Source organism: Streptomyces sp. NPDC014727, assembly GCF_043083485.1.
Lineage (GTDB): Bacteria > Actinomycetota > Actinomycetes > Streptomycetales > Streptomycetaceae > Streptomyces.
Genome location: NZ_JBIBYR010000013.1, coordinates 211,182 through 229,172, shown reverse-complemented (window position 1 = coordinate 229,172; position 17,991 = coordinate 211,182). Strand labels below are relative to the sequence as shown.

Genomic DNA, 17,991 nt, shown 5'->3' with positions numbered 1-17,991 from the left:
TTTTCCCTTCGGTCTTGCGTTTCCGACTCTATCAGACTCTTTCGTGTCCGATTCCCGGTCGAAGCGGGGCCGCTTTCCAGTTCCACGCTTTCGCGCTTCCCTTTCCGGCGAGTCCAACCTTACCAGACTCTTTTCTCACCGTTTCCGGTTCGAATATCAATTCCGGTGGCCGATTGGAGTGGCCTTGCCTTTCGGCTGACTCGACTTTATCAGAAACATTCAGTCGAACTGATCGACTGTGTGATTCGGAATGAGAGAATCAATGGCTCTGCGGAAATGTATTTCCGGTGAGAGCGAGCTAGACGTTAACCGTTGGGATCGGACCTGTCCAGTCCGACGCAACCGTTAAAATCTACCTCCCCAGATCCACCGTGTCAACGGTCTCTTGGGGCGAAGAGGAGACTAGCAGGTCAGCGGGGTCGTACGCACATCAGGCGGCTACCGGGAGCTCGGCGCTACGTTCCGTGGGATCCAGGTCTCCCTGGTCTCCTGCTCGTGCGGCTCGGCCTCCCAGGATGTAGACGTACCCCAGGAAAGCCAGCTCGGCCGTGATACCGAGGGCGATTCTCGCCCAGGTCGGAAGGCCGGAGGGGGTGACGAAGCCTTCGATGAGGCCCGAGACGAACAGGACCAGGGCGAGGCCGATAGCCATGCCCATCGCCGCTCTGCCCTGTTCGGCGAGGGCCGAGCGGCGACTCTGCGGGCCCGGGTCGATGACCGTCCAGCCGAGGCGCAGGCCCGTACCCGCTGCGACAAAGACAGCGGTGAGTTCGAGCAGGCCGTGCGGGAGGATCAGCCCCAGGAATGTGTCGAGTCGGCCGGCCGAGGACATCAGACCGATGCCGACCCCGAGGTTGAGCACATTGACGAAGAGGATCCAGATCACCGGGATGCCGAGGAACGCTCCCAGGACCAGGCACATGGCTGCGGCCTGGGCATTGTTCGTCCAAACCTGGGCGGCGAACGATGCGGCCGGGTGGCTGGAGTAATAGGTCTCGTACTCCCCGCCGGGACTCGTCAGGCGGCGGAGGTCGTCCGGTGCCGCGATGGCCGACTGGACTTCCGGATGCGTACCGATCCACCAGCCGATGACTGCGGCCAGCAAGGTCGAGAGCACAGCCGTGGGTATCCACCAGTGTCTGGATCGGTAGACGGCGGCGGGGAAACCACTGGTCAGGAAGCGTGTGACGTCGCGCCGAGTGGCTCGGCGAGTACCTGTCACCGCGGACCGGGCACGGGCCACGAGCTGAGTGAGGCGCGCGGTGAGCATCGGATCCGGGGTACTGGACTGGAGAAGAGAGAGGTGAGTGGCCGTGCGCTGATACAGCTCGACGAGTTCATCTGCTTCCGCGCCGGTGAGTCGGCGCCCGCGGCGCAGGAGATGGTGCAGGCGGTCCCACTCGGTGCGGTGGGCGGTCACGAAGACGTCGAGGTCCATGGTCGGCTGCTGCTCCAGGCATGGGTGCGTACGGGGTTCGTACTACGGCGGCGCGCTGCCGGTCAGCTTGGCAGACTGAGGCCCCGACGGGCAGGGAAGACCGGCGAAGGATGGGGTGGCGATGAGTGAGCTCGTGACCGGGGACGCGGTCGTGCTGGGACTGCGACCGGCCGAATTGCCGAGTCGTGCTCTGGCTCTGGCCATCGATCTCGCCCTGGTGGGGACGGCGTTCGTCCTCGTGTCGATCGGGCTGGCCATGGCGACAGCGAAGCTGGACGACGCGGCACTCGCCGCGGTATCCGTCGCCTCCTTCCTGCTGGTGCTGGTGGGTGGGCCGATCGCGGTGGAGACGCTCAGCCATGGCCGTTCACTGGGGAAGCTGGCATGCGGTCTGCGGGTGGTCCGGGACGACGGCGGGCCGATCCGATTCCGGCATGCTCTGGTGCGGGGGGCCATGGGGGTCGTCGAGGTTCTGATGACGCTCGGGGTTGTCGCCTGTATCGCATCGCTGGTGTCGGCGCGGGGACGGCGGCTCGGTGATGTGTTCGCGGGGACGCTCGTCGTACGTGAGCGGGTGCCGGCGGGACGGGCGGCTGCCGTGCCGCCTCCGCCGCCGTGGTTGGTCGGGCGGTTCGCGGGACTGGATCTGTCGGCAGTGCCGGACGATCTCTGGCTGGCGATACGCCAGTACCTGACGCGGATGCATCAGCTCGACGCACAGGTGGGCTGGTCCATGGCGGAGCGGCTGGCCGGGGAGTTGGCGACGCGGACCGGAGTTCCGGTGCCCGAGGGGGTGCCGGCCGGGGCGTATCTGGCGGCAGTGGTGAACGAACGCCAGGCGCGGGATGCGCGGCGGGTGTTCGCCGCTGGTCGAGGCAGTGCGGTGCCGGCGGGGTCCGGGCAGGCCGAGGGTGCGGACGCCGGTGCGGGCGGGCAGGCGAGGAGCGGGGCATTGAACGGTGGAGCTGTTGCTTCCCCGTCGGCAGAGCCCCTGCTGGTGGAGTCCCTGTCGGCTGCGGAGGTTGCCGGGGCATCCGCTCCCGTGGGGCCGGTGGTGGAGGAGAGCGGGGCTGCGCCGGCCGCGACGGGGTTCGCCCCGCCTGCCTAGGGTCTTTCGTTCGGATCAGGCCGGATCGGTGCACCGGGGCACGCAAGCCCGACAAGATCCGGACGGGAAGACCTCAGCGCGGTGACGGTGGGGATTCCAGGTCTTCGAGCTCGATGCCGGGCGCCGAGAGGACCACGTCGCCAGCGATGTGCACGGTGTGCTGTTCGCCGGTGTCCAAGGCGCTGACCTGGTATTCGTCCACCGTCAGAGGGCCGTTGTCAGTGGCGTGCGCTTCACTGTTCACCAGGGCCCAGGACTGGTCGACGGTGCGGGGGGCGAGGACCGGGTCCGTGAAGGCGACCAGGCGGACGCGGGTCGCGGGGGAAGTGGGGGTGAGGCGCAGCAGTCGTGCGGTCGCGATGAGGAATGCGGGGGATGTGCCGGTGAAGGCGTGGGCGCGCGCATTGCCTTCGGTGGCGTGAGTGCCGGTCGGGTCGGTGCGGACCCAGGTGACGCCTTCCAGGGCGGCGCCGCGGACCTGCCAGCTCGCGGCGTGAAGTTCGAGGCGGATGGGGCGGCCCAGTGCATCGAGGGTGAGGTCGACGGAACCGAGGTGGTCGCCGGAAGGGGCGGTGGTCCGGGAGACGTAGCGCCAGCCGGAGGGGCCGGGGGCGCACTGGAAGTGTTCTTCGCCGAGGAGGGTGTGATCGTGGAGATCGTGGAGCGAATATCGGCCGCGGGGCATGGGGTCCTTCGAGGTTCCTCGGGCTGAGCGGGTGCGGTACGACGCAGGCCCCCGACACGGGGGTGCGGGGGCCTGCGCTCGTAGCTGCTGAGGCTGTTCCGTCTGTCAGCGGTCGGTCGTCACCGACCGGTGGTGACGTGCACGATCGCTGACGGGCGGGATCAGTAGCGGTAGTGGTCGGGCTTGTACGGGCCTTCGACCTCGACACCGATGTAGGCGGCCTGCTCGGGGCGGAGCGTCGTCAGCTTCACGCCGAGCGCGTCGAGGTGGAGACGGGCGACCTTCTCGTCCAGGTGCTTGGGCAGCACGTAGACGTCGGTCGGGTACTCCTCGGGCTTGGTGTACAGCTCGATCTGAGCCAGGGTCTGGTCCGCGAACGAGTTGGACATCACGAACGAGGGGTGGCCGGTGGCGTTGCCCAGGTTCAGCAGGCGGCCCTCGGACAGCACGATGAGGACCTTGCCGTCGGGGAACGTCCAGGTGTGGACCTGCGGCTTGACCTCGTCCTTGACGATGCCGTCGATCTTCGCCAGGCCGGCCATGTCGATCTCGTTGTCGAAGTGACCGATGTTCCCGACGATGGCCTGGTGCTTCATCTTGGCCATGTCCGCGGCCATGATGATGTCCTTGTTGCCCGTGGTGGTGACGAAGATGTCGGCCTTGCCGACGACCTCGTCGAGCGTGGTCACCTGGTAGCCGTCCATCGCCGCCTGCAGCGCGCAGATCGGGTCGACCTCGGTGATGATCACGCGGGCGCCCTGGCCGCGCAGGGACTCCGCGCAGCCCTTGCCCACGTCGCCGTAGCCGCAGACGACGGCGGTCTTGCCGCCGATGAGGACGTCGGTGGCGCGGTTGATGCCGTCGATCAGGGAGTGGCGGCAGCCGTACTTGTTGTCGAACTTGGACTTGGTGACGGCGTCGTTGACGTTGATCGCCGGGAAGAGGAGGGTGCCGTCGCGGTGCATCTCGTAGAGCCGGTGCACACCGGTCGTGGTCTCTTCGGTGACACCGCGGATCTCGGACGCCAGCTGGGTCCACTTCTGCGGGGACTCACTGAGGGTGCGGTTCAGCAGGGTGAGGATGTGGCCGTACTCCTCGCTGTCCGCGGTCGACGGGTCCGGGGCCGCACCGGCCTTCTCGAACTCGACGCCCTTGTGGACGAGGAGCGTGGCGTCACCACCGTCGTCGAGGATCATGTTCGGGCCGCCCGTGGGAGTGTTCGGCCAGGTCAGAGCCTGCTCCGTGCACCACCAGTACTCTTCGAGCGTCTCGCCCTTCCAGGCGAAGACCGGGACGCCCGCGGGGGCGTCCGGGGTGCCGTTCGGACCCACGGCGATGGCCGCGGCGGCGTGGTCCTGGGTGGAGAAGATGTTGCAGGAGGCCCAGCGGACCTCGGCGCCGAGGGCGACCAGGGTCTCGATCAGCACGGCCGTCTGCACGGTCATGTGCAGCGAACCGGTGATGCGCGCGCCGGCCAGCGGCTGCGCGGCGGCGTACTCCTTGCGGATCGACATCAGGCCGGGCATCTCGTGCTCGGCGAGGGTGATCTCCTTGCGACCGAACGCCGCGAGGGAGAGGTCGGCGACCTTGAAGTCCTGGCGATTGGCGACCGTTGTCATAACGGGCTGCTCCTCGTGATGGGTGTCGAGGTGGGCACGGCTGGCTCTGCGGCGCCGGACATACGAATGCCCGGGTGCTCGCAGCGCAGTCCGTCGGAGGCCCTCTCTCCCTCGGCCGGCCCGCGCGTACGGACCGATCGACCGCCATCAGCAGCGACGTCTGACACTGGCATCGAATCTACACCGACCGGCCCAGCCGCTCCCAGCCCGCCCGGACGGGCGGGGGTGAGGAGCGGCCTATTGGGGCGGGCGGGAGGGCGGGCCGAAAGGCTGGTGGCGGCCGATGGGAGGGGTGGTCGAGAGAGGGTCGGAGGATGTGCGTCCGTGGGTGCGTTCAGTGGCCGGAATGCGTCGGGTTGTCCGAGGGGCCGTCGGGAGCCGGGGAGGGAGATCCGCCCGGGGCCTTGCCGGGGTTGATGCCGGCTGCGGCGGCCGCCTCGCTGTAGATGTCCGGTTCCAGGTAGATGACCCGGGCGATCGGGACGGCTGCGCGGATACGTGTCTCGGCGGCGTTGATGGCGTTGGCCACTTCGGTGGCCGTGTCGTCGTGCTGCACCGCGATCTTGGCGGCGACCAGCAGCTCTTCCGGGCCGAGGTGGAGCGTGCGCATGTGGATGATGCCGGTGACCGTGTCGCCGTCGACGACCGCGGCCTTGATCTTCTCGACCTGGTCGGCTCCGGCGGCCTCGCCGAGCAGCAAGGACTTCGTCTCGGCGGCGAGGACGATCGCGATGGCGATCAGCAGGACGCCGATGCAGAGGGTGCCGATGCCGTCCCAGACGCCATTGCCGGTCGCGAGGGCAAGGCCGACGCCCGCGAGGGCGAGCACCAGGCCGATCAGTGCGCCGAAGTCCTCCAGGAGCACGACGGGGAGTTCGGGGGCCTTCGCGCGGCGGATGAACTCCTTCCAGGAGAGCGATCCCCGGGTCTCGTTGGACTCCTTGATGGCCGTACGGAAGGAGAAGCCCTCGGCGATGACCGCGAAGACCAGTACGCCGACCGGCCAGTACCAGGCCTCGATCTCGTGCGGGTGCTTGATCTTCTCGTAGCCCTCGTACACCGCGAACATGCCACCGACCGAGAACAGCACGATGGAGACGAGGAAGGCGTAGATGTAGCGCTCACGGCCGTAGCCGAAGGGGTGCTGGGGGGTGGCCTCGCGCTGGGCCTTCTTGCCGCCGAGCAGCAGCAGTCCCTGGTTGCCCGAGTCGGCCACCGAGTGGACGCTCTCCGCGAGCATCGACGACGAGCCACTGAACAGGAACGCCACGAATTTGGCCACTGCGATCGCGAGGTTGGCGCCGAGTGCCGCCACGATCGCCTTGGTTCCGCCTGACGCACTCATGGGTGCCTGGTGTCCCTTCTTCGGTGCTGCGGCCCTGGCGCCGCGGTACGGCCGGACATTGTTGCAGCCGTTGATGCGGACCGTATGTCAGACCACCACGGTCGCGCGGAACAGGGTTCCCGTACCGGACACTTCGACCTTCTCGCCGGAGGGTACGAACACCGAGGCGCCGGGGGTGAGACCGAGCGTGCCCGCCTTCGGGGCGCCCGCGGTGCACAGCAGGATCTGCGGGGCGGCCCTGGTCAGTTCGACGGGGTCCGCGCCGGGCGACAGATCGAAGCGCGAGAGCCGGAATTCGTCCACGGGTGTCTCGTACAGTTCCTCGCCGGACGGGGACGCCTCGGGGCGCAGGACACCGGGGTCGGTCGCCTCGAAGCGGACGATGCGCAGCAGTTCGGGGACGTCGATGTGTTTGGGCGTGAGTCCGCAGCGCAGCACGTTGTCCGAGTTGGCCATGATCTCGACGCCGAGGCCGTCCAGGTAGGCGTGCGGGACACCGGCGCCGAGGAAGAGTGCTTCGCCGGGCTGGAGTTCCACATGATTCAGCAGCATCGCCGCGAGGACACCGGGGTCGCCGGGGAAGTGATGGGCGATCCGGGCGTACGGGGCGTGGGCTCCGCCGAGACGTTCGGCGGCAGCGGCTGCCCGGTTCACCGTTTCGGCCATTTCCGTCGGGTCGGCACTGAGAATCGCGGTGAGGACCTCGCGCAGGGCCGCCTCTTCGGGATGGGCGCCGAGGAGGTCGACGTAGGGCTTGAGGGAGTCGATGCCGAGTGCCGCCATCGCCTCGGCCGCCTCGGTGGGCCTGCGGAAGCCGCACAGGCCGGCGAAGGGGGTGAGTGCGCAGATCAGCTCGGGCTTGTGGTTGGCGTCCTTGTACGTGCGGTGGGGTGCGTCGATCGGGACGGATCGGCGCTCCTCGTCCTCGTAGCCCCGCCCGGCCTGTGCGAGGTCGGGGTGGACCTGGAGGGAGAGGGGGGCACCGGCGGCGAGCAGTTTGAGGAGGAAGGGCAGGCGGGGGCCGAATTTCTCGACGGTGGCCCGGCCCAGTTCGCGCTCGGGGTCTGCGGCGATGACCTCGGTGAGGGCCTGTTCGTGGCCCGCCTCTCCGGTTCCGGTTATGCGGGTGAGGCGGGAGGGTGCTCCGGGGTGGGCGCCCATCCACATCTCGGCCTGGGGTTCCCCGGTGGGGGCGATGCCGAGCAGCTCGGGGATGGCGGTGGTGGAGCCCCAGGCGTAAGGGCGCACGGTGTTGGAGAGCCGGTCCATGGGTTCGTCCTTGTGAGATGCGTGGATCGGGGTGGTGGAGGTGGGCTTGGCGGGGCGGCGCGGGCGCGGCGGGGGTGTGGGGTGCGGTGCGGGACCGGTTCGGGTCTTCAGGCGCGGGCTGCCGACGCGAGTGCCAGGTATACGGCCGCGAAGTCGGTGACCGCGAGGAGTTCGGCGAGGGCTTCGAGCTCGGTGCCCTCGTCCGGTTCGAGCTCGCTGATCGCCGTGTCGTGGCCGAGGGCCAGTTCGCGGGCGGCGGGGCCGGCGCTCAGACCGCCGGTGGGGCGGTCGCGGAGCAGTACGACGCGGGCGTGCAGCGGCTCCGGCTCCTCGACCCGGTCGCGGAAGAAGTCGTCGGGGTCGGCGCCGGCGGCGAAGGTGCCCGCCAGCAGCGCGCCGTGGGCGGGAAGTGCCTCGGGGAGTTCCGCGGCGAGGGCCGGTCGGCCGGACAGCTCGGCCAGGACCGCGGCGAATCTGCGGCCGACCGGGGCCGCGGATTCGCCCTCCGTCCAGATGAGGGGCAGGCTGTCGGCGAGTTCGGCGGCGAGGGTCTTGGCCGGGTTGCTGTACGTGGCGATGGCCGGACCGCAGCGTTCCGCGGTGCGGTCCAGGCGGTCGGCGACACTCTGCAGTGCCTCGGCGGACGCGGTGACCAGGCCCACCTGGTCGAGCAGCGCGAGCAGTGGGGTGAACAGGGCCCAGAGCGTGCCGGGTCCCGCCGCGGACGTCTCGGCGTCGTACTCGCCGTGCGGGGCGGTGGCCATCGGTACGAGGAGTCCGTGCGCCCCGTCGATCGCCTCGCGCAAGGGTGACTGCCGGGGGGCGACGGCGACGACGCTGCAGCCGCGGCGGTACGCCTGTTCGGCGAGGAGGGAGAGGCCGGGTTCGGAACCTTCGGCCGTGACGATCAGCAGCAGGTCCACGGATCCGGCCCAGCCGGGAAGGGTCCAGCGCAGCGCGCCCGCGGCAGGGGCGACCCCGGTGGGGTGGATGCGGGTGACGGGCGCGGAGGCTCCTGCCAGGGCGGTGACCAGATCGGCCACGCCGGACGCGGCGGTGCCGGAGCCCGCGATGAGTACGGCGCGGGGGCGGCCTTCCGGGTTCAGCGCGGCAATCCCGGCCTCCGCCGCGTGCCGGGCGGCGGTGCGGACCCGGGCCCCGGCCTCGGCGGCGCCGCGAAGCAGGCCGCGGCGGTCGGCTCGGGCCAGCGATTCCGGGGCGTCGAGCAGCGACTCGTCGAGCATGGGGACGGTCCTCCGATCACATGCTGATCACCGTGCGGTTTCGGGCACGGATGCCGTTACGCGGGGCGGCGGGCCTCGTCGACGAGGAGGACGGGGATGCCGTCCCGTACCGGGTAGGCCAGACCGCAGTCCTTGCCGGTGCAGATCAGCTCGGGGCTGTCGGCTGCCGACCGGTCGTCGAGCGGAGAGTGACAGGCCGGGCAGGCGAGGATCTCCAGGAGGCCGGCTTCGAGCGGCATGGGTGAGTCCCTTCAAGCATTCGAACAAGCGGTTCGGGTTCACACGGATCAGGCGACGTCAGCCTACCGCCGGGGTACAGGGGGCGCGGGCCGGGGCGAGGCGGGGTCGAGGAGCGCGGGGGCCGGGTGAGTGCTCGGCCGGGCGGAGGTCGCGGGGCAGGCCGATCGGCACCGCTCAGCAGGCCGGAATCGCTCGACCGGACCGAACCCCCGGCCCTCGGACTCTCGCGACAGTGCCCGTCCTCGTCCGCCCGGTCCCGCTCTACGCGGCCCGCGCCCGGACCAGGGCCAGAACCTCGTCCCGTACCGCCGTCATCGTCCGCTCGTCGCGGGCCTCGACGTTCAGGCGGAGCAGGGGTTCCGTGTTGGAGGCCCGCAGGTTGAACCACCAGTCCGGGCCCATGACCGTCAGGCCGTCCAGGTCGTCGGTCCTCACGCCGTCGCGGGGTGCGAAGGATTCGCGTACCGCCGCCGTGCGGCCGGGCTGGTCGGCGACCGTGGAGTTGATCTCGCCGGACCCGGCGTAGCGGTCGTACTGGGCGACCAGTTCCGACAGGGTGCCGTTCTGTCCCCCGAGCGCGGCCAGGACGTGGAGCGCGGCGAGCATCCCCGTATCGGCGTTCCAGAAGTCGCGGAAGTAGTAGTGCGCGGAGTGCTCGCCGCCGAAGATCGCGCCGTGCTCGGCCATCTCCGCCTTGATGAAGGAGTGGCCCACGCGGGTGCGGACCGGCGTTCCGCCGTTCTCGCGGACGACCTCGGGGACGGAGAGCGAGGTGATCAGGTTGTGGATGACGGTGCCGCTGCCGCCGTTGCGGGCGAGTTCGCGGGCCGCGACCAGGGCCGTGATCGCGGACGGGGAGACGCCCGCGCCCCGCTCGTCGACGACGAAGCAGCGGTCGGCGTCGCCGTCGAAGGCGAGGCCCAGGTCCGCACCCTCGGCCACGACCCGGGCCTGGAGGTCGACGAGGTTCTTCGGGTCGAGAGGGTTGGCCTCATGGTTGGGGAAGGTGCCGTCGAGCTCGAAGTACATCGGCACGAGCTCCACGGGGAGGTCGGCGAAGACGGTGGGGACGGTGTGGCCGCCCATGCCGTTGCCCGCGTCGACGACCACCTTCAGCGGGCGGATCGATGCGAGGTCGACCAGCGACAGCAGGTGTGCGGCGTAGTCGGGAAGCGTCTCGCGTTCGGTGAGGGTGCCCGGGGTGACGGCAGGCTGCGGCACGCCGGTCTCGGACCACTTCTCGACCAGGGCGCGGATCTCGGCGAGCCCGGTGTCCTGGCCCACGGGTGCGGCGCCGGCCCTGCAGAGCTTGATGCCGTTGTACCGCGCCGGATTGTGTGAAGCGGTGAACATGGCGCCGGGAAGGCCGAGGCTGCCCGAGGCGAAGTACAACTGGTCGGTCGAACAGAGGCCGATCATGGTGACGTCCGCGCCGCGCGCCGCCGCGCCGCGCGCGAAGGCTGCCGCGAGGCCGGGCGACGAGGGCCGCATGTCGTGGCCGATCACGATCGCTTCGGCGTCCGTCACCTCGACGAACGCGGCCCCGAAATACTCGGCCAGCGACTCGTCCCACTGGTCGGGCACCACTCCGCGCACGTCGTACGCCTTCACGATCTGCGACAGATCAGCAGCCACGGGCCGGTCCTCCTGAGATTTCTTCGGACCGCCCAAACTACCCGGCGGCCGATCGGGCGGGCCGTGAGGTCCTGCGGCTGCACGGCTGCCCGGCTGCCCGGCTGCCCGGTTGTGCCAAGCGTGCCGGAAGGCCGGTTGCCGCTCGGGCGTCCGGCGGCGGGCGGGACAGCCCTCAGGGCAGCATCCGTCCCAGCACCGTCGTGCTCTGTGCCGGACGATCAGGCACATCACAAGCAGTAGTGCCAGGCCGTCCACTCGCGCGCCGCGACGCCGGGTCGTACACCGGGTACCGCGGCAGTGATCAGACCGGCCGGCAGCACGAGGGTGCCACCGGTGGCGACGACCGGGAGCGTGAAGAGGTCGGCGCCGACCGGTCTGCCCGTCGGGTCGACGACATCGAGGAACGGTCGGTCGAACACGCGTGTGAGGCGTGCCGCGGCACGCCTCGCTCAGGAGTCCGGTGAGCGCAGCACCCGCAGATGGCCGCGGCGTGCCACCTCCATCGGATCCGCGGCCTGCGGGCCGTCGCCCCTGCCGTCGGGGCCGCGGTCATGCGGCCGCGCCGCTTCCCGTACGGCGTTGGCGAGCGCTTCGAGGTCGTCGCCGCTGGGGCGCGTGGGAGCGGAGGGGTCGGAGAGCCTGACGACTTCCCAGCCGCGTGGTGCGGTCAGCCGCTCGCTGTGCTCGGCACAGAGGTCGTAGCAGTGGGGCTCGGCATAGGTGGCGAGCGGGCCGAGGACCGCAGTCGAGTCGGCATAGACGTACGTCAGTGTCGCGACGGCAGGGCGGCCGCACGCGGTGCGCGAACAGCGACGTACAGGGCTCACGATGTTGGACGGTACCGCACTCTTGAGCGGGCTGCGACGACTCTCCCTCAGCTCACCCCTCCGTGTCGCCCTGTCACCTCCGGCACGAGCGCCTTCCGGACACTCCTCCTGACCTGCGACGGAACACAGAAGCGCAGGTCATACCGGCAACGATTCCGGTCACCACTCGGTACAAAAGCTGTCATTCAGCAGGAGATCAACGGTCAGGAGCTGGGCCGGAAACGAGCTCCTGCTTGGCCGGATTGTTCAGGATTGGACAGGCCGACGCTCCGTCAGGGAGCGGCGGTCCGGTCGCCCCGTGGAGGGTTACGCTGCGTCAGTGATGGACAGTCCCGTACCGCCCCACCCGTCCGAGCCGCGCCCGCGTCGGCGTGACCGCCATGGCCGCGGCATGCGCGGACCCGTCGCCCCGCCCCAGGTGCCGCTCTCGGTCAGTCGGGCGGAGAACTTCCGTGATCTCGTGCAGGACTCGGTGGAGCGGCTGGAGCGGCGCTGGCCGCAGCTGGCCGATGTCGACTTCATGGTGCTCGATGTGCCGGGGACGCAGGAGGAGACCGTGCCGCTGGGGCGCGCGGTCTCCGCGGAGAAGGGCCGGCCCGCGCAGATCGTCGTCTACCGGCGGCCCGTCGAGATCCGTACCAAGAGTCGCGACGAGCGTGCCCTGCTGGTGCACGAGGTCGTGGTGGAACAGGTCGCGGAGCTGCTCGGGCTCTCGCCGGAGTCGGTGGATCCGCGGTACGGGCAGGAGTAGGACCGGCCGTCCGGGGGCAGGACGACCGGTCCGCCGGGACCGTCCGCTCAGTCGTCCAGGACGGCCAGGTCCTGGACGGCCGCGGGCACCTCCACCGTTCCTCCGTCGTCCGGCAGGGTCTGCACGGTGAACATCTGGACGCCGTTCAGCGGAAGGCTCAGCGTGCGTGCGGCGTACACCGGACCGCCCGACTCCGTCCGGACCGTCAGCGCGTAGCCGCCCTTGAGCCCGGACGGTACGGGCGGGGTGACCGCGAGCGTCGTACGCCCCTCAACTGTGTACGTCTTGACGACCTGCTCGCCGCCCTCGCTGCCCGCGGAGGCGGTGACCTTGACGGTGGCGGTGGCGCCCGGTGCGGTGAGCGAGAGCGTGGACCCCTTGGCCCGGTTGTCGGCCACGGTCGCCTGGGCGCCCACCGGGGCGGTCGCCGGGATGTAACCGACCTCCTGCCCGGAGCCCTTGCCGCGGAACACGCGCAGCGCGGCCACCACCGGGGTGCTCTTGCCGCTCCGGGCCGGGGTGAGCAGCAGGGAGCCGGGCTCGCCCTTGGTGATGTCCTTCAGGTCGATGCCCGCGGTCATCCTCGACTTGACGTGGAGGTTCTGGTGCCCGACCGGGGAGATCGCGCCGTTCTTGCCGAGCAGTTTCACGTTCAGATCGGCGTCGTCGTCGCTGGGTGCGAAGGCCACCAGGCGGACCGCGGTGGCGTCCGCGGGGATGCCGGGGAGCACCAGGGTGCCCGACGGGTCGGCGGAGGCGGCCAGCCAGTCGCTGCCGGTCTCATCGTCCGCGGTCCTGATGACCGCGCCGACGCGTCCGGTACGGGTGGTGACGTGGACGGTCACGTCCTCGGCCACCTCGCTGGTCAGTGTGGAGATCAGGACCGGGACGCTGGACCGGGCGGGCACGGTGATGCCCTCGCCGACGTCGGACTTGAGACTGCCGTCCGGACCGTACAGCTCGATGTCGGCGACGGCCGCGGTGTCGTCGGGGTTGGTGAGGTGGACGTAGTCCTCGCGGGACTTCGCGGTGCTCGCGGCCGGGAACCAGAAGTCGGTGTCGGGCCCGGTGCAGCTGACACCGAGCAGACCGCGGCCGCTGCCCGCCTCGACGGTGGTGGTCTGCTGTGCGGTCCAGCCGGGGGCCAGACGGCCGGTGGCGGTACCGACCAGCGCGGGGGTGCCGGCACCGGACGCGTCGGCGGTGGCGGGTTTGCCGGGTTCCTTGAGGGAGACGACCGGCTTTCCGGCATCCGTCTTCTTCTTGTCCTTCTTGTCCTTGCTCCCGCCCTTGCCCGTGGCGTCCTCGGCCGTGGTGGCCGTGGACTGCCTCAGTTCTGCCGTACCGGCTTCACCGCCACCGCCGCCCGCCGGGGTGAAGGACGTGTACGTCGTCTCCGCGAAGTCCGAGAGACCGGGCGCCGGGCAGAGCAGGCTGGACCGCTCGACGGGCAGTCGGGTGGCGGTCTTCGCCTCCGTCGTGCCCCCGTCGCCGGGCGCGGTGGCCGCGGCAAAGCCGGTGACGGCGGCGAGGGCGACGATGCCCGCGATGAGGGACAGGCTGGTGGACTTCACTCGGACTCGCCTCGCGATGCGTTACCGGTCGGCCACGGGTGCTGGCCCGGGGCGTTCTCGTCGGGGTTCTGCGGGTCGTACTGGCTCTGCCCGCCGTACTGGGCCTGGGGGTCGTACGGGGCCTGCGGATCGTACTGCTGGGCCTGCGCGACGTACGGGGCCTGCGGGTCGTACGACTGCTGCTGTTGCTGTTGTACGTAGCCGTACGGGTCGTAGGCCTGCTGCTGGTACGGGTCGGCGGTCGCCGGGTGGTCCTGCTGCGTGCCGTACTGGCCGTCCTGGTACTGCTGCCCGCCCTGGTACTGCTGGTAGTCGCCGCCCTGGTACTGCTGCGCGTCCCATTCGCCGTACTGCTGCTGCGGCACCGCCGCGTACTCGCCGCTGTCGGACTGCGCGGCGTAGGCGTCCTGGCCGTCGGTCTGCTGCGGCTGCGGCTCGGCCGTCTGCTGTGCGGGAATGTGCTCACCCGCCTGCTCCACCAGGACGTACTCCTCCGACGTCCCAGGTGCGTCCTCGGCATGTCCGTTCCCGGCCGGTTCCGGCGCGGCCTCGGCCTCGGCCTGGGCGGCCGCCCGGAGCCTGCGCGCCCGGCGCCCCTCACCCGCGACCGACTCCGCCTGAACCGTCGTGGCCTCCTCCGGCAGGTCGTCGTCGATCTCCCGGCGACGGCCCGGCAGGGCGAGGACCAGCAGGACCACGGCCAGCGCGCTCTGGGCCCAGACCCAGGCGGTGTGGGTGAAGGGTGCGTTGTAGGTGAGGTCCAGCGTGCCGCCCTCGGTGGGAAGCTCGAAGCCCTGGGCCCAGCCGTCGACGGTCTTTCGGGTCAGGGCCCGTCCGTCGAGCGTCGCCTCCCAGCCGGGGTCGGCGGCGTCGGCGATCCGCAGCACCCGGCCGGAGCCGCCTGCCGGGATCTTGGCGTGCGCCTCGACGGGGAGGGAGCCGACGGGCAGCTGTTCGCCGTCGGTACCGGAGGGGACGATCACGATCCGGGCGACCTGCCGGTCGACCCGCCACAAGGCGCTGCCGTCCAGCTGACTGAGCCGGCTGAGACCCGGGGTGGCGTCGAGGACCCGGCTCATCTCCTTCGGAGCACCGTCCCGCACCAGTACGTAACGGATCGCGAAGCCGCTGAGCTGGCTGCCCTGGTCGGCACCGGAGCCCGCGACCAGATTGGCGACGACCTTGTCGAGGTGGCTGTTGCTGCCGCCCGCCTCGGCCAGTTCGGCGTCGCCGAGCCGCGCACCGGAGCCGCGGACCAGGGTGTACGACACGCTGGCGGGCGAGGTGCCGCCGAGGACCAGGGTGCGCGGCTGGTCGCGCGTGGTGCTCTCCTCCGCGACGAAAGCGGGCACCTGCACCGGGTCGCGGCGCTCCAGTGGGCCCGCGGCACCGCCGATCATCCAGCCCGCGGCGGCCAGCACCGGGGCGAGCCCCGCGGCGACGGCGATCAGTGCGGCGACGGGCTGGCGCCAGCCGAAGCTGAGCTCGGCCACACGCACCCGGGCGCCGTCCGCGCCGACCAGCGCGGCGGCGATCAGTGCGATGCCGTAGACGAGGGTGGCGGGGCCCGCCCAGCCCGAGCCGTTGGCGAGAGCGGCGAAGACCAGCCCCACCAGCGCGACGACCCACGCGGTGCGCACCGCGAACCGGCGCTCCCCGCGCAGCAGCGCGGCCAGCGCGGCGAACACGATGCCGAGCAGCAGCACGCCGCCCGCGGCCTTGGGGCCGCCGGGGCTGATGCCGAGCAGGTCGAGGGCGGAGGCCGTGCCCGAACCGATGTCCAGGCCCGCCTCCTTCAGGAACGCGGACGGGTCGGTGAGGAGCGAGAGCGACCAGGGCGCGAGAACCAGCAGCGGCGTGCCGATCGTCGCGAGGAAGCGGAGCCCGTACGCGGCGATGTCGTCGCGGCGCAGTACGAGCACGCCGATACCGAGGACCACGGCGAGCGGCCAGACGATGGGTGTGAAAGCCATCGCGAAGGTGAGGAGCAGGGTGTACGCCCAGGTGGCGCGCCAGCTGCCGCGGGCGTCGCCGCCGGCACGCATGCCGTGCGCGGAGACGGCGGCACGGGCGATGAGCGGCAGCAGGACGGCCAGTACGGCGGTGCCGAGACGCCCCGTCGCCAGGGCGCCGGTCGCCGCGGGCAGGAAGGCGTACGCGACGCTCGCCCAGGCCCGCAGCAGCCTCGATTCGAGCAGCGGCCGGGAGACGAAGTACGCGGTGAGTCCGGCGAGCGGGACCGAGCAGACCAGCAGCAGCGTGAGCGCGAAGCCGGTCGATCCGAGGAACAGCGCGGACAGCGCGGCCAGCGCGGCCAGGTAGGGCGGCGCCGTCTGGGTGCCGCCCGTGCCGATCGTGTGCCAGCCGTCCGCGTACTTGCCCCACAGGTCGGAGACGTCCGCGGGGGCCGGCAGCAGCGCACCGCCCGCGAGCGCACCGCCGCCGAGCAGGCCGCGACAGGCGACGAGCGACACGAACAGCAGCACGACGAAGAGCACCGGGCCCGGCTTGCGCCCGATCCGCTTCAGCCGCGCGAACTGCTCGATCTCCAGGAAGTCGGCGTCGTCACCGCCGGGACCGGACTCCACGGCGCCGTGCCGGGAGCCGCCCGAGTCGGCGTCGGAACCGCCGCCGAGGTTTCCGGCGACCTGCTCGACGGTGGCGCGGACGGTGGCGCCGGGCGGCGGGAAGAGTCCGCGCAGTTCGGCCTGGTCGACCGCGCCCTTGCCGCGACCGCGCCGGGCCGAAAGGATCCGTCCGGGGCGGAGCAGCGTGCCGAAGAGCCCGGCAACCTCGTCGACGGCCTGGCCGGGCACCTTGCCGACGAGATAGGCGAGGGTGCGCAGCAGCGTGCCGACGACGAGCCGGAGCAGCACCCAGGGCAGCACCTTGGCGCGTGCGTTGGCCAGCATCGTGTAGACGGCACCGGCCTTGTCGACGCGGTGCGGGGAGGCGACCGAGCGGCCCGCGCAGTCGATGGGGCGACGCTCCCGGGCGGACGCCTCGGCGTGCCTGAGGACGGCGTCGGGGGCGACGAGCACCCGGTGTCCCGCGGTGTGGGCGCGCCAGCACAGGTCGACGTCGTCGCGCATCAGCGGGAGCCGGCGGTCGAACCCGCCGAGTTCTTCCCAGATGTCACGGCGGATCAGCATGCCCGCGGTGGAGACGGAGAGGACGGTGCGGACCTGGTCGTGCTGGCCCTGGTCCTGCTCGCGCCGGTCGAGTCCGGTCCAGCGGCGACCGCTGTTGGCGATGGAGACGCCGACTTCGAGCAGTTGCTTGCGGTCGTACCAGCCACGGAGTTTGGGGCCGACGATCGCGGCGTGCGGGTCGGTGTCGACGACGCGCAGCAGTTCGGCGAGCGCGTCGGGCTCCGGTGCACAGTCGTCATGGAGCAGCCAGAGCCACTGCACGGGTTCGCCGTGCGGCAGTTCGGGCAGGTCGTACGCGTCGTCGCGCCAGGTCCTGCTGACGGGGTCCCAGCTGCTGGGGCGCTTGAGGTACGGCAGGTCCTCGGGGGTGAGGACGCCGGTCGTGCGGGTCGCCTCGTCGACGGCGGTGCCGAAGCTCGTACGGCGCGCGAGGTGCAGGACGCGTTCGGCGCCGAGCGCCTCGGTGACCAGCCGCGCGGAATCGTCGGCGCTGCCGGTGTCGGCGGCGACGACGTTCTGTACGGGGCGTTCCTGCCCGAGCAGTCCCGCGAGCGCGTCGGGCAGCCAGCGTGCGCCGTCATGGGAAACGAGCACGGCGGTGACGACATGCCGGGGGAACTCTGGGGCGGCGGCGGCCGCGTACGGCGCCGTCGGTTGGCTGTGCACGGACATCGAGGTACGGGCCCTCCGGCCGGGTCCGGGGGGCGTCCCCCCGGGGGCTGCATCGGTGTACACGCGCGCTCCGTCGGGGCGTTGGCGCGTCTCGGACGGAGCCCCACACTAACGGTACGGACAACCACGACGGCGCCGAGCGGTTGAACGGGGGCGACGACGAGGGGCGGTGGGCACGGCGATGGCCCGTCGACTGCGGGCGGGGTGCAGGCGGCGGGCCATGGTCGGTCGACGCCCGGTACGCGTTCTCACGCGCGTCCGGCGAGTGGGTCGAGAAGATCCGGTGCGTGGTCCGGACCTTCCTTTGTTCTGTTGTTCTGCTGTCACGCGTTCCGTTGTTCCGCCGTCATGGCGGTTCACGGTCGTGGCGGTTCGCTGTCGCGGTGTTCCGCCTGTCGTGCCGGTTCGCGGTCGTGGTGGTCCGCTGTCGAG

14 protein-coding genes are annotated in these 17,991 nt (G+C 71.0%); 2 read left to right on the top strand and 12 right to left on the bottom strand.

Annotated elements, in window-relative coordinates; all coding sequences use genetic code 11:
* Positions 1-430 precede the first annotated feature (430 nt).
* Positions 431-1,438, bottom strand: coding sequence for a stage II sporulation protein M (locus tag ACF1B9_RS22115; protein WP_391742958.1), 1,008 nt, complete (start codon positions 1,436-1,438; stop codon positions 431-433).
* Positions 1,439-1,559: 121 nt separating this feature from the next.
* Here ACF1B9_RS22115 and ACF1B9_RS22110 point away from each other — a divergent pair, with 121 nt between their 5' ends.
* Positions 1,560-2,546 carry an RDD family protein gene (locus ACF1B9_RS22110; RefSeq protein ID WP_391742959.1) on the top strand — a complete coding sequence of 329 codons (987 nt, stop codon included), beginning with the start codon at positions 1,560-1,562 and terminating at the stop codon, positions 2,544-2,546.
* 73 nt (positions 2,547-2,619) lie between these two features.
* Here the strand turns inward: ACF1B9_RS22110 and ACF1B9_RS22105 are convergent, their stop codons facing one another.
* The 9 genes from ACF1B9_RS22105 to ACF1B9_RS22065 all read right to left on the bottom strand — a co-directional run bounded on the left by ACF1B9_RS22105 (position 2,620) and on the right by ACF1B9_RS22065 (position 11,410).
* Positions 2,620-3,231 carry a hypothetical protein gene (locus ACF1B9_RS22105; RefSeq protein ID WP_391742960.1) on the bottom strand — a complete coding sequence of 204 codons (612 nt, stop codon included), beginning with the start codon at positions 3,229-3,231 and terminating at the stop codon, positions 2,620-2,622.
* A gap of 161 nt (positions 3,232-3,392) precedes the next feature.
* Entirely contained in the window at positions 3,393-4,850 is a 1,458-nt protein-coding gene (ahcY, locus tag ACF1B9_RS22100) for an adenosylhomocysteinase (RefSeq protein WP_391742962.1), read from the bottom strand.
* A 334-nt stretch (positions 4,851-5,184) separates the two neighbouring features.
* The gene (locus tag ACF1B9_RS22095; protein WP_391742964.1) at positions 5,185-6,195 is read right to left on the bottom strand and encodes a cation diffusion facilitator family transporter; all 1,011 of its coding nucleotides are present in this window, start codon (positions 6,193-6,195) and stop codon (positions 5,185-5,187) included.
* A gap of 87 nt (positions 6,196-6,282) precedes the next feature.
* The gene (gene manA / locus ACF1B9_RS22090) at positions 6,283-7,464 is read right to left on the bottom strand and encodes a mannose-6-phosphate isomerase, class I (RefSeq protein WP_391742966.1); all 1,182 of its coding nucleotides are present in this window, start codon (positions 7,462-7,464) and stop codon (positions 6,283-6,285) included.
* Between the two features lie 107 nt (positions 7,465-7,571).
* Entirely contained in the window at positions 7,572-8,708 is a 1,137-nt protein-coding gene (locus ACF1B9_RS22085) for an SIS domain-containing protein (protein WP_391742968.1), read from the bottom strand.
* Between the two features lie 56 nt (positions 8,709-8,764).
* Positions 8,765-8,947, bottom strand: coding sequence for a Trm112 family protein (locus tag ACF1B9_RS22080; RefSeq protein ID WP_328894320.1), 183 nt, complete (start codon positions 8,945-8,947; stop codon positions 8,765-8,767).
* 262 nt (positions 8,948-9,209) lie between these two features.
* Entirely contained in the window at positions 9,210-10,583 is a 1,374-nt protein-coding gene (locus tag ACF1B9_RS22075) for a phosphomannomutase/phosphoglucomutase (protein ID WP_391742969.1), read from the bottom strand.
* A gap of 227 nt (positions 10,584-10,810) precedes the next feature.
* The gene (locus ACF1B9_RS22070; RefSeq protein ID WP_391742971.1) at positions 10,811-11,002 is read right to left on the bottom strand and encodes a hypothetical protein; all 192 of its coding nucleotides are present in this window, start codon (positions 11,000-11,002) and stop codon (positions 10,811-10,813) included.
* A 30-nt stretch (positions 11,003-11,032) separates the two neighbouring features.
* Positions 11,033-11,410: a DUF3499 domain-containing protein gene (locus ACF1B9_RS22065; RefSeq protein ID WP_351081039.1), complete on the bottom strand. Its 378-nt coding sequence runs from the start codon at positions 11,408-11,410 to the stop codon at positions 11,033-11,035.
* Positions 11,411-11,732: 322 nt separating this feature from the next.
* On the opposite strand from ACF1B9_RS22065, the gene ACF1B9_RS22060 reads away from it, so the two are divergent.
* Positions 11,733-12,161, top strand: a complete 429-nt coding sequence (locus ACF1B9_RS22060; protein WP_351081037.1) for a metallopeptidase family protein — start codon at positions 11,733-11,735, stop codon at positions 12,159-12,161.
* A gap of 47 nt (positions 12,162-12,208) precedes the next feature.
* Here the strand turns inward: ACF1B9_RS22060 and ACF1B9_RS22055 are convergent, their stop codons facing one another.
* Together ACF1B9_RS22055 and ACF1B9_RS22050 are read right to left on the bottom strand one after the other, a co-directional pair.
* The gene (locus tag ACF1B9_RS22055; protein ID WP_391742972.1) at positions 12,209-13,735 is read right to left on the bottom strand and encodes a DUF5719 family protein; all 1,527 of its coding nucleotides are present in this window, start codon (positions 13,733-13,735) and stop codon (positions 12,209-12,211) included.
* Entirely contained in the window at positions 13,732-17,559 is a 3,828-nt protein-coding gene (locus ACF1B9_RS22050; protein ID WP_391742973.1) for a glycosyltransferase, read from the bottom strand. The genes ACF1B9_RS22055 and ACF1B9_RS22050 overlap by 4 nt, the downstream gene beginning before the upstream one ends.
* Positions 17,560-17,991 lie beyond the last annotated feature (432 nt).